Here is a 12,168-nt window from a genome sequence, read left to right on the forward strand (position 1 = left end):
ACACCCCGGTCACTATAGGGTAATGTTCGTTCGGCAGGCTGATAGCACAGGGCCTGCCAATGCCCTACCGAGACGGATTCCAAGCAGTTGACCTCACCTAATAGCAGTACCTCTCGCCCGCAGTTGGTTTATCTGGTCTTCGGTGCCGAGACCTACCATCAAGAAGCGGTGTTCAGTATTGCCAGTGCATGGGCCAAAACCCGTGACCTGGCCGAGCGCCCTTTTGACATTCAGGTATTCACCGATAACCCCGAACCTTATCGAGAGCTGCCCGTTCGGATAAGGCCTTTCGATACCGAGCTACGCCACACCTGGAGCGGGCCGCATCAGTACCACTTCCGTTGCAAGCACATGGTGGCGCGCACGGTACTGGAAGAATCGGACAAAGCGATCCTGATCGACACCGATACATTCTTCCACCACTCCCCGATGGCACTGTTCGAGCGAATTCAGCCCGGCACCTTGCTGTGCAATGCGCTACGCCTGCGCTTTGTCGATTACAAAGAGTCCTCGCTGTACACCGTACTGGCCAAGGAGCTCGCACAGCGCAACCTGGCCGACGACCAGATGGTCCTCATCAACTCCGGCGTCATCGGTCTGATGCGTCAGGACATTGCTGTGCTGGATAAGTCGATCGCCTTGATGGACGAGTATTTTCCCCGCGTACCGGGCGCCGTGATCATGGAAGAGTTCTGCCTGGGAATCGCCGCCTATCGCTCCCTGAGCGTGGCCGAATGCCCCGACCTGATTCATCACTATTGGAGCCGCAAACAGCTGTTCCGGGCCAAGGTGCGCGCCTGGCTGAACAAGCACGCGAGCGATCCGTTGAGCGATCATGCGCTGGCGGACACCGTCAACGTTTCCGAAAAACTGCCTCGCCCGTCGACGTTCCAACGCCTGGTCTACAAAGGCGCGACACTTGCCGTACCTGCTCAGCAACGGCAGTTCGTTCGTGAAGTGCTTTATGGCTGCTGCGATTACCCGAACGAGTTCGACCGGGCATGCTCCCACGCCTGGTGGGAAAAGGCATTCAGCAACGCTGAACAGCGAATGAAACGCCGCATTCCGCAGGAACAGCTCAAACAGTGGCTCGACCACTGGGCCGTCCGACGACTGCTGGGACGTCAACGCGAGGCGATCTTCCAGCACCTGGTCAAAACACAAACCGAGCACTGACCTGCATTCCAGAGCGGCGGCTTTCATGCGTTGCTCTGGATTTTCGCTTCTCATCCCGAGGCGCGCGTCGTACTCTCGCGCCATGTCTCCGACCGCTCGCTTGCTGCTCACCCTCCTTCTCATTTGCCTGAGCTTCAACGTTCTGGGCGAGAAGCTGCGCATCGTGACCGAACCTTGGGCGCCTTATGCGATGGTCGAAAACGGCCAGGCCTCGGGGCTGGACTACGAAACCACGGCTATCGTCTTTCAGCGGCTGGGCATCGAAGTACAGTGGCAATTCCTGCCGTGGAAACGCTGCCTGCTGATGTTGCAACAAGGCGAAGCTGATGGCGCGCTGGATATCTTCAAGGTCAACGAGCGAGACGATTTGCTGCTGTACCCAAACGAACCCTTGTCCGACGTGAACTGGGTACTGTTTCAGGCCAACGCACGACCTCATCCCTTCAACCGCCTCGACGACCTCAAAGGCCTGACCGTGGGGATTTCTCCGGGCTACCTGTACACCCCGGAATTCGACAGTTCGACCGCGTTCATTCGCGAACCCGCCCCCAGCCATGAAGCCAACTTTGGCAAATTGATCCGGGGCCGCATCGACTTGCTGGTGACAGACCGCCGCCTAGGCCAGCAAATGCTGGCGCAACTGGGGTTGAGCGATCAGGTAAGCCAATTGCCCACAGTCCTGAGCACCCGCGAGCAATTTCTCGCGCTGCGACGCAACGCGGGCATGGATTTTCTGGTACAACGCTTCGGTGCAGAACTGAAGCGTTTCAAGCGCGAACCCGCTTACGCTCAACTGGTGGAGCGCTACACTGGGGAAACGCTGGTGGCACCTGCAAATGCCCCGACCGGACCCGCGACGCACAGCGCTGAAAAAACCGTTGAGCAGCACGAACGCAGCGCATTGTGATTGCTCTGTTATACTCCGGCGTTCCCGCCAGGCTTACGCCCGGATGCTCGGTCTCCCAGAAGACTTCTCGATCACGTCAGCAGCGCATTTTTCATTCACGCGCCCCTGCCACGAGTTGAACTTACAGACCCCGGGATCGCGCGCCGATTCGTGCAGCGCAGATCATTCCTATTCGGGCCCCTTGGCCCCAACTTAAGACAGGATTACTCATGTCCTTTGCTTCCCTCGGTCTCTCCGAGGCTTTAGTCAGCGCCATCGAGGCTGCTGGCTATACCCAGCCTACTCCGGTGCAACAGCGGGCCATTCCCGCCGTGTTGCAAGGCCGCGATCTGATGGTCGCTGCTCAGACAGGTACGGGAAAAACCGGTGGTTTCGCGCTCCCGATTCTGGAGCGCCTGTTCCCCGCCGGTCACCCGGACAAATCCCAACGCCACGGCCCGCGTCAGCCGCGCGTACTGGTCCTGACCCCGACGCGTGAACTGGCCGCGCAGGTTCACGACAGCTTCAAGATCTACGCCAAGAACCTCAAGTTCGTCAGCGCCTGCATCTTCGGCGGCGTTGGCATGAACCCGCAGGTTCAGGCCATGGCCCGTGGTGTCGACGTGCTGGTCGCCTGCCCGGGCCGTTTGCTGGACCTGGCCGGTCAGGGCAGCGTTGATCTGTCCCACGTCGAAATCCTCGTTCTCGACGAAGCCGACCGCATGCTCGACATGGGCTTCGTCCATGACGTGAAAAAAGTCCTTGCGCGCCTGCCCGCCAAACGCCAGAACCTGCTGTTCTCGGCCACCTTCTCGGCGGACATCACCGCGCTGGCCAGCAAGCTGCTGCACGACCCTGAACGCATCGAAGTCACGCCGCCGAACACCACGGTCGAGCGCATCGAGCAGCGAGTTTTCCGCCTGCCTGCCAACCACAAGCGCTCGCTGCTGGCGCACCTGATCACTCAGGGCGCGTGGGAACAGGTGCTGGTCTTCACCCGCACCAAGCACGGCGCCAACCGTCTGGCCGAGTACCTGGACAAACACGGCCTGAGCGCTGTGGCGATCCACGGCAACAAGAGCCAGAACGCCCGCACCAAAGCCCTGGCCGACTTCAAGGCAGGCAGCGTGCGCATCATGGTCGCGACCGACATCGCGGCACGCGGCCTGGACATCGACCAACTGCCTCATGTGGTCAACTTCGAGCTGCCTAACGTCGACGAAGACTACGTGCACCGCATCGGTCGTACCGGCCGTGCGGGCCGTACTGGCGAGGCGATCTCCCTGGTTGCGCCAGACGAAGAGAAACTGCTCAAAAGCATCGAGCGCATGACCAAGCAGAAGATCCCGGATGGCGATCTGATGGGCTTCGACATCAACTCGGTCGAAGCTGAAAAGCCTGAAGTACGCGAGCGCCCTGATGTGCGCAACCCGCGAAACGGCCGTGGCCAGCGTGGCGAAAACGCCAACGGCGGTCGCAAAGACAAAGGCAAGGACAAGGGCAAAGAGAAAGACAAGGAAAAACCGGCTGCTGCCGCGACCGCCGAAGGTGAACAACGCCCGGCCCGCAATCAGCAGCGTCGGCAGAAGCCTCGTCAGGGTACGCCATCCGCCGAAGCACGCCCTTCCAAGCCGCCAGCGCCTCGCGCTGATCGCGATCCGGAAGAGTTTCTGGATGATGATGTTGATAACTTCGGCAACCGCGCCGATTACGTCAGCCCATACCAGAACAAGAACTCGCAAGGCCGCAACCGCCGTCCGGGCGCTCCTGCTGCCGCAGGTTCGACGCAGGCACCGCGCGGTCAGTCCGCAGGTCGCAACGGTTCGCGCAATGGTTCAGGTGGTGGCGCGAGCAAAGGCACAGCAGCAGGTGCGGGTACTCAAGGCAAGCGCAATGGCCAACCTCGTAACGGTTCTGGCCGTCGCGAAGACCAGCCACGCAACCGCCGCCCGTCCCGCGACGACCAACAAGCGCGCCAGGAGCCCGCTGTCCGTGGGCCTCGCGATGGCCAGCCTGGGCCGAAGATCATGCATAAAGAGTCCAAGATCGACCGGTTCCCGTCTGCTGAAATGCTTGATCAGTTGCCAAGCCGCCCACGGGGTGAAAAGCCAGCGCTGCTGACGCGTAACCGCGACAGCTAACGCCTGCGGGGGAATCTTGTTGCCTGGCCGGGCGCCTTCACCAGCAAGCCGGCTTCCACAGTAAGGCGTGTCGAGCCATAGATTTGTGGTCGACGCCGGTTCTGTGGGAGCCGCCTTGGTGGCGAAGGCGGTAGATCGGACACACCTCCATTGGCTGACACGCCTCCCCCGACCAGTTCGTAGGAATCGCGCTGTGAGCTGAAACAAAAACGCCGACCCTGAGGTCGGCGTTTTTGTTGGCAAGCCCGTATTACTTGGCTTTCACACCTTCGAACGAGATGTCGAAGGTCACAGTGTCAGACTGTGGACCCAGGTCCATCATCTTGCCGAAGTCGGAACGTTTGATGGTGGTGGTGCCGTTGAAGCCAGCACGGTAGCCGCCCCATGGATCCTTGCCTTCGCCGTTGAAGACGGCCTTGATGACGATTGGCTTGGTGACGCCATGCAGAGTCAGATCGCCGGTCACGTCAGCAGTGTCTTTGCCATCGGCGTTTTTGCCGGTCGACTTGACGCTGGTGGAGACGAACTTGGCGTCAGGGTAGGTCGCGACGTCCAGGAAGTCCTTGCTGCTGATGTGTTTGTTACGCTCAGCGTGGTTGGTGTCGACGCTGGCAGTTTTGATGTCGATGCTGATTTTGCTGTCTTCAGGTTTGGCAGCGTCGAAGCTGAACGTACCGCTCCAGTCCTTGAATGTACCGGTGATGAAGCTGTAGCCCAGGTGGCTGATCTTGAAATCGATGAAGGCGTGTTGGCCTTCCTTGTCGATGGTGTAGTCAGCGGCCATTGCCTGACCCGCTGTCAGCAGCGCGGAACCCAGAGCCAGTGCAGCAAGTGTCTTTTTCAACATACGTCTTCTTCCTTCTGAGTTGAATTCAGGCCTTGCGGCCAAGCATACGAATGAGTGTGGCATCACGGTCGATGAAGTGATGCTTCAAGGCGGCCAGCCCGTGGAGTACCGCAAAGATCACCAGCGTCCAGGCCAGGTACAGGTGCACTTCACCGGCAACATCCGCCTGGTCGGGCAGTCCGCTGATCAGCGCAGGCACTTCAAACAATCCGAACACCGGAATCCCGACACCTTCGGCGGTGGAAATCAGGTAACCGGCAAACATCACCAGGAACAGGTCCAGATAAAGGAACGCATGCCCCAGTTTGGCGGCGATCCGCACGAACCGACTGTGGTTGGCCGGAGCAGGCGGCGGTGGGCTGACGAAGCGCCATACCACGCGAATCAGCATGAACAAGAACAGGGTGATGCCGATGCTCTTGTGCAGATCCGGACCCGCCTTGCGCCAGGCATCGTAGTAGCCCAGACCGACCATCCACAGCCCCAGCGCGAACAATCCGAAAACAGTCAGCGCGACACCCCAGTGCAAAACAATGCTGACCCAGCCATAGCGTGAAGAAGAGTTGCGTAACTGCATGCTAGCGTTCCTGTAAGAGCAGCCCGTTAAAGCTGTGAGCAAGACTATCGGTTTACCTATCGAAAGAAAGCGCAAAATTTCGCTACGAAATATCGGGAAATACGATTGAAATTTCCCGTCATATTTTTCTTCGAAGAGGATTAACGCAACGTTATGGCTCTCCCTCGCTCACCGTGGGAGTCGGCTTGCTGGCGAATGCGGTGTGACAGTCGACATCAATGTAGATGAACCACCGCTTTCGCCAGCAAGCCGATGCCCACAGGATGTGCACCTCCTGACAACACTCTAGACGCTCGCCTTATTCGCGAGACGAAAAAAAAGCGCGGTATGTAACCGCGCCTTTTTCATAGCTCGAACTCAGCGATCAGTTCTTGCTGTCCGCTGCCGGAGTGGCTGCCTTCTCAGTCGTCTTGGCAGGCGCTTTCTTGGTGGCATCAGCCTTGGTCGCAGGCTTGTGCGTCGCGGCAGGTTTGGCTGGGGCCTTTTTTGCAGGCTCCTTGTGCGCCGCTTCTTTCTTGGCAGGCGCCTTCTTCGCAGGCTCGGCAGCAGGCTTGGTTGGCTCAACCACTGGAGCAGGCGGCGCAACCGGAGCAGGTGCCGGGGCTGGAGCAGGAACCGGTGCAGGTTCTGGCGCTTTCTCAACCGGTTTCGGCTCGGGTTTGGAACCACCGAACATGTTCGAGAAGAAGCCACCAATGCCACCGCCGCTTTCCTTCGCTGCAGGCTCAGCTGCTTTTGCAGGCTCGACCTTCACAGGCTCGAACGACTTGCCTGCCGCCAGATCCTGAACCTGACCCGCCGCCCGCTGACCGGTACGCAGCGCACCTTCCAGCGTGCCCGGGTACAGGCTGTCGGTGTGTTCACCCGCAAACGCAATGCGTTGCAGTGGTTTTTCCCACAGGCGCCAGTATTTGCTGATCTGCCCTGGACCGAACGCCAGATACGCGCCGCCGGTGGACGGATCGACGCTGGAGCGGCGGATCTCGTAACCGGTGAATGCACCCCGCGCTTGTGGATAGAACGCATGCAGACGAATCAGCACCTGATCCACCATCTGCTTGTCGCCAAACGCCTGCATGATCCGCGCATTGTCGCCGGACAGGTTGATCACAGCGTTCGCACCACCTTTGAGCGCAGGCTCGATCCATAGCATGCCCAGACCGGTGTTGCTGTAAATCTCACCGGACATCCGCGCCTTGCTGTCCCAGACCGGGGTTTTGAACTTCAACATGATCTGGTCGTGCCAGCCGTAGTTGGTGCTCTTGATCGCGCCCTGATGCTGTGCATCCAGCGCCGGGGTCAGCTGAATCTTGCTCAACGCGCGCAAGGGTACGGCGAGGACCACATACTCGGCCTCGTAACCCACCGAACCCACTTTGACGGTCACGCCGTCCTTGTCCTGGTTGATGGCCGACACCGGCGAGTTGGTCTTGATCACTTTCAGCTGTTTGACGAATGCCTCGGCGAGTACCGCGCTGCCGCCGGGCAGACGTGCAGCACGACGATCACGGTCGTCCACGTTGCGATTGACCCGCGATTGCTGGGCGAAATACAGCAGCGACAGGCGCGAAGGCTCGTCGTAACGGGTACGAATCTGCTGGTTGATCAACTGACGTGCGGTCGGTGGCAGGTTTAGACGGTCCAGCCAGTTGGACACGTTGATCTGATCCAGCGCGAACAACGTGCTGTTGGCGGCAGGGTTTTCCGGATCGGTGATGGATTTGGCCAGATCGTCCAGCGTCGTTTCGTAACGTTTGATCGCTTCGGCCGTCGCCGGTTGCTTGGTGGCCAGATCGGCGGCGGAGAAATACTCGCCTTCGATCAGGTAACCCGGTGTCCGCACAAACTCAGGCGCAGGCACCGGTTTGAGGTTGAAGCGGTCCAGGTATTGATTGAGAACAGGTTGCGCCTTGGCATTGCCGATCCATTCACTGCCTGCCAGGCCTGAACGGCCGCCGACGGTGGGCTTGGCTTCCAGCAACGTGACTTGCCAGCCCTTGCTTTGCAACTCATAGGCTGCCGTCAGGCCCGCCAGACCACCGCCCACGACAATCGCCGTATGCGGTTTTTCCACAGCCAGCGCCGACGCGCTGACCAGCCCAACCATCACCAGCGCACAGGCGCGCAGCCAACCAGAAAGCATTCGGGGAAACTCCGGAGTGAAACGAGGGAATTATCGGATTCAGACGTCCGATTCTTCGAAGAGCGCGCAGGATACGCCAGCCGCGAAAGCCCCGCTAGCGGTGTCCATCAAGCCGATTTCTGACGGTTAAAGGTTGTCCCCTCGCCATGCATTGCATAGGCTTGCGCGATTGTTTTGCCCTCGCCTCGGGCGAGCCGTACCTGGAGATGACCAATGGGCCTGAATGACCAGTGGATGCAGCGTGACCTCAAGGTCCTGTGGCACCCCTGCACCCAGATGAAAGACCACGAACAGCTGCCGCTGATCCCGATCAAACGCGGTGAAGGGGTGTGGCTGGAGGACTTCGAAGGCAAGCGTTATCTGGACGCTGTCAGCTCCTGGTGGGTCAATGTGTTTGGCCACGCCAATCCACGCATCAATCAGCGCATCAAGGACCAGGTCGATCAACTGGAACACGTGATTCTCGCTGGCTTCAGCCATCAGCCCGTCATCGAACTGTCCGAGCGTCTAGTGGCCATGACGCCAGAGGGCCTGACCCGCTGCTTCTACGCCGATAACGGCTCGTCCTGCATCGAAGTCGCGTTGAAAATGAGCTTTCACTACTGGCTCAACCGCGGCAAACCAAACAAGAAACGCTACATCACCCTGACCAACAGCTACCACGGCGAAACCGTGGCGGCGATGTCGGTGGGTGATGTGCCACTGTTCACCGAGACCTACAAAGCGCTGTTGATGGACACCATCAAAGTGCCGAGCCCCGATTGCTACCACCGCCCGGAAGGCGTGAGCTGGGAAGAGCACACCCGCACGATGTTTGCGGTGATGGAGCAAACCATCGCCGAGCACCACGACACCGTTGCGGCGGTGATCATCGAGCCGTTGATTCAGGGCGCGGGCGGCATGCGCATGTACGACCCGATTTACCTCAAGCTGCTTCGGGAGGCCTGCGATCGTTATGGCGTGCATCTGATTCATGACGAAATCGCCGTGGGCTTTGGCCGCACCGGGACCATGTTCGCCTGTGAACAGGCCGGTATTCGCCCGGACTTCCTGTGCCTGTCCAAAGCGTTGACCGGCGGTTACCTGCCACTGGCGGCGTGCCTGACCACCGATGACGTCTATGAGGCGTTCTACGACGACTACCCGACCCTGCGCGCCTTCCTGCACTCCCACAGCTACACAGGCAACCCGCTGGCCTGTGCGGCGGCGCTGGCGACGCTGGACATCTTCGAGCAGGACAACGTCATCGAGAATAACAAGACGCTGGCGCAGCGCATGAAGACCGCGACGGCGCACCTGGTGGATCACCCGAACGTCGCCGAGGTGCGCCAGACCGGCATGGCGCTGGCCATCGAAATGGTGCAGGACAAGGCCAGCAAAGCGGCGTATCCGTGGCAGGAGCGCCGTGGCCTGAAAGTCTTCGAACACGCCCTGACCCGTGGCGCCCTCCTGCGCCCGCTCGGCAGCGTGGTGTATTTCCTGCCGCCGTATGTCATCACCCCGGAGCAGATCGACTTCCTCGCCGAAGTGGCCAGCGAAGGCATCGACATCGCCACCCGCAGCAGCATCAGCGTGGCCGTGCGTGAGAACTTCCATCCGGATTTCCGTGATCCGGGTTGATTGGAACTGAACGCTCCCCTGTCAGGTTGCCCCTGACTTGTGGGAGCCGGCTTGCTGGCGAAGGCGGTGTGACAGTCGACATCAATATAGATGACCCATCGCTTTCGCCAGCAAGCCGGCTCCCACAGGAATATGCGCAGTACCTGAAGAATTCACTGATTCACAGAGAAACAACCATGAGACTCTCCCGCTTTTTCATCGACGCCCCACTGAGCATCGGCGAACACGAATTGCCTGAAGCCCAGGCGCATTACATCGGTCGCGTGTTGCGCATGGCCGAGGGCGACGCGGTGCAGTTGTTCGACGGCTCAGGCCTGGAGTTTCGCGCCGCGCTGGTGGAAGTTGGTAAGAAGCGGGTCCGCGTGCAGGTCAGCGAAAGCTTCGCGGGCCTGACCGAGTCGCCCTTGCAGATCCACTTGGGTCAGGGCCTGTCCCGTGGCGAACGCATGGACTGGGCGATTCAAAAAGCCACCGAACTGGGCGTTTCGCAGATCACCCCGATCATCAGTGAACGCTGCGAAGTTCGACTTAAAGATGAACGCGCCGAAAAGCGCCAGGCCCACTGGCAACAGATCGCGATCAGCGCTTGCGAGCAATGTGGACGGTCAGTGGTGCCGGTGATCAACGCACCGGTCACAGTGGCTGACTGGCTCAAGCAGACCGAAGCCGATTTGAAGCTGGTGCTCCATCCGGTGGCCGAACCGCTGGTCAGCCATGAAAAGCCCGGCACGCTGGCGTTTCTGATTGGCCCGGAAGGCGGACTGAACGATGCGGAAGTCGATCAGGCAAAAAACGCAGGTTTCCATGCCGCCCGCCTCGGCCCGCGTGTACTGCGCACCGAAACCGCGCCGGTCGTGGCGCTGAGCGTTGCGCAGCAGTTGTGGGGGGATTTCTGAACGATAGGGGCCTGGTGTGAAAAACCGATTTCGACACCAGCACCGAACCTTGTGGGAGCCGGCTTGCTGGCGAATACGGTGAGTCAGTCATGAATCAGTTGCCTGACACCCCGCTTTCGCCAGCAAGTCGGCTCCCACAAGGGAAGCAGTGTGATTACAGTACATACCGCGTAATCGCCACAAAATGCAGCAGACTCCCGGCGATCACGAACAGGTGCCAGATCCCGTGCCAGTGCCGAAAGCGCTTGTCGTAGGCAAAGAAAATAATCCCCACGGTGTACAAGACCCCACCCAGCGCCAGCCACGTGAACCCCGCCGTTCCCAAGGCAGCCATTAACGGTTTAACCGCCACCAACACGATCCACCCCATGACGGCGTAGATCACAATGGACATCACCCGCGCTTCTGAACGCGGTTTGATCTCCTGCAACATGCCGACCACCGCCAGCCCCCAGACAATCCCGAACAGCGTCCAGCCCCACGGCCCGCGCAGGGTCACCAGACAGAACGGGGTGTAGCTGCCTGCGATCAACAGATAAATCGACAGATGATCGACCTTCTGCATGATCACCTTCGCCCGCCCACGCACGCTGTGGTACACGGTCGAGGCGCTGTACAACAGCACCAGCGCCACGCCGTACACCGCGACGCTGACAATCTTCCACACATCTCCGGCAATACTGGCGATCACCAGCAACCACACCGCACCGATGGACGCCAAAACGGCACCCACAAGATGGGTCCAGGCGTTGAATTTTTCTCCGTAGTACATCCGTAAACGACCTCGCTCAGTTGCACGACATGCCTCAAGGCTCCAGCTTATGACCCAAAAGCGCAATCCATGTGTCAGTGTTAATGAGAATTTAATGCAGCCAGCCAGAGACGAGTTGGGCACAATCGAGCCTGCGAACAACAAGAATCCGCGGCGGAAACCAGACGATGCAGATCGATGAAGAACTGACCCTCAAGAAGCTGGAAATCTTTCTGGCCTTCATGCGCACCGGCAATCTTGGGCGCGCGGCGTCGGAATTGCAGACGAGCACGGTCAGCGTTCATCGGGCGATTCACTCACTGGAGAACGCGCTGCGCTGCCCGTTGTTCAAACACGAAGGTCGCAACCTGACGCCGCTCGAAAGCGCATACGTGCTGGAAGAGAAAGCGCAGAGGCTGGTGCAGGACACCGTGGGGATGGTCGAGCAGACTCGCGCAGCGGCAGGGTTTTCAGCAGCGCGCTTCAAGCTGGGCGCGCTGTACTCGCTGACGGTCAAAACCGTGCCGCAGTTGATCATGGGCCTGAAGATCCGCCGCAGCGAGCTGAACATCGATTTAATTCTTGGCTCGAACATCGACCTGTTTTACAAGCTGAAGAACATGGAAGTGGACGCAATTCTGGTGTCGCTCAACGAAAGCGTGAGCGACCCGGATTGCGAGCAGTTGCCGCTGTTCTCCGACGACATTTTTCTCGCAACACCCGCGGACTCGCCGTTTGCACAACAGAGCGAAGTGGACCTGAGTGATCTGCGGGAAATGACCTTCATCACCCTGACCCAAGGCTTCGCCACCCACCGTGACGGCACGCGAGTGTTTCAACAGGCGGGGTTCGAACCAAAAGTAGCGATGCAGGTGAACGACATCTTCACCCTGCTGAGCATGGTCAGTTCGGGGGTGGGCTACGCGCTGCTGCCGGGCCGCATCGCCGCCGTGTACGAAAACCGCGTGCGCCTGATCCCCCTTCAGCCGCGGTATCGCATGCAGCAGCACATTGGTTTGGTGTTTCTCAAGGCCAGGGAGCGCGATCCGAACCTGTTGGCGTTGTTGGCAGAGTGCCGGATGTATTCGAATCGGTTGGCCGAGGGGTAGCTGCAGGGGTGCGCCCTGTAGG

Annotated in this window: 10 protein-coding genes; 6 read left to right on the top strand and 4 right to left on the bottom strand. The window is 59.7% G+C overall.

Annotated features, from left to right (window positions below; all coding sequences use genetic code 11):
* Positions 1-87: 87 nt before the first annotated feature.
* From ACI5GA_RS14585 to ACI5GA_RS14595, 3 genes are all read left to right on the top strand, one after another.
* On the top strand, positions 88-1,176 hold the full coding sequence (locus ACI5GA_RS14585; RefSeq protein ID WP_404636676.1) for a hypothetical protein: 1,089 nt from the start codon (positions 88-90) through the stop codon (positions 1,174-1,176).
* Positions 1,177-1,258: 82 nt separating this feature from the next.
* Complete coding sequence (locus ACI5GA_RS14590; protein WP_404636677.1) at positions 1,259-2,083, top strand: substrate-binding periplasmic protein; 825 nt, start codon at positions 1,259-1,261, stop codon at positions 2,081-2,083.
* Between the two features lie 209 nt (positions 2,084-2,292).
* A complete protein-coding gene (locus ACI5GA_RS14595; protein WP_404636678.1) occupies positions 2,293-4,203 on the top strand; it encodes a DEAD/DEAH box helicase in 1,911 nt (636 codons plus the stop codon).
* A 250-nt stretch (positions 4,204-4,453) separates the two neighbouring features.
* Here ACI5GA_RS14595 and ACI5GA_RS14600 read toward each other — a convergent pair whose 3' ends face one another.
* The 3 genes from ACI5GA_RS14600 to ACI5GA_RS14610 all read right to left on the bottom strand — a co-directional run bounded on the left by ACI5GA_RS14600 (position 4,454) and on the right by ACI5GA_RS14610 (position 7,770).
* Positions 4,454-5,050 (bottom strand): YceI family protein, encoded by a 597-nt coding sequence (locus tag ACI5GA_RS14600; RefSeq protein WP_404636679.1) that lies wholly within the window; start codon positions 5,048-5,050, stop codon positions 4,454-4,456.
* 25 nt (positions 5,051-5,075) lie between these two features.
* A complete protein-coding gene (locus ACI5GA_RS14605; RefSeq protein ID WP_404636680.1) occupies positions 5,076-5,627 on the bottom strand; it encodes a cytochrome b in 552 nt (183 codons plus the stop codon).
* A gap of 364 nt (positions 5,628-5,991) precedes the next feature.
* On the bottom strand, positions 5,992-7,770 hold the full coding sequence (locus ACI5GA_RS14610; protein WP_421423086.1) for a flavin monoamine oxidase family protein: 1,779 nt from the start codon (positions 7,768-7,770) through the stop codon (positions 5,992-5,994).
* A gap of 213 nt (positions 7,771-7,983) precedes the next feature.
* On the opposite strand from ACI5GA_RS14610, the gene ACI5GA_RS14615 reads away from it, so the two are divergent.
* Positions 7,984-9,390 carry an adenosylmethionine--8-amino-7-oxononanoate transaminase gene (locus ACI5GA_RS14615; protein WP_404636682.1) on the top strand — a complete coding sequence of 469 codons (1,407 nt, stop codon included), beginning with the start codon at positions 7,984-7,986 and terminating at the stop codon, positions 9,388-9,390.
* A gap of 176 nt (positions 9,391-9,566) precedes the next feature.
* Entirely contained in the window at positions 9,567-10,286 is a 720-nt protein-coding gene (locus tag ACI5GA_RS14620; RefSeq protein WP_404636683.1) for a 16S rRNA (uracil(1498)-N(3))-methyltransferase, read from the top strand.
* A gap of 154 nt (positions 10,287-10,440) precedes the next feature.
* Here the strand turns inward: ACI5GA_RS14620 and trhA are convergent, their stop codons facing one another.
* Entirely contained in the window at positions 10,441-11,058 is a 618-nt protein-coding gene (gene trhA, locus ACI5GA_RS14625) for a PAQR family membrane homeostasis protein TrhA (protein ID WP_404636684.1), read from the bottom strand.
* A 167-nt stretch (positions 11,059-11,225) separates the two neighbouring features.
* Between trhA and ACI5GA_RS14630 the strand changes: the two genes are divergently transcribed.
* A complete protein-coding gene (locus tag ACI5GA_RS14630; protein ID WP_421423087.1) occupies positions 11,226-12,146 on the top strand; it encodes a LysR substrate-binding domain-containing protein in 921 nt (306 codons plus the stop codon).
* The last annotated feature ends 22 nt before the right edge of the window (positions 12,147-12,168 follow it).

It is taken from the genome of Pseudomonas sp. Pseu.R1 (assembly GCF_045764065.1).
Lineage (GTDB): Bacteria > Pseudomonadota > Gammaproteobacteria > Pseudomonadales > Pseudomonadaceae > Aquipseudomonas.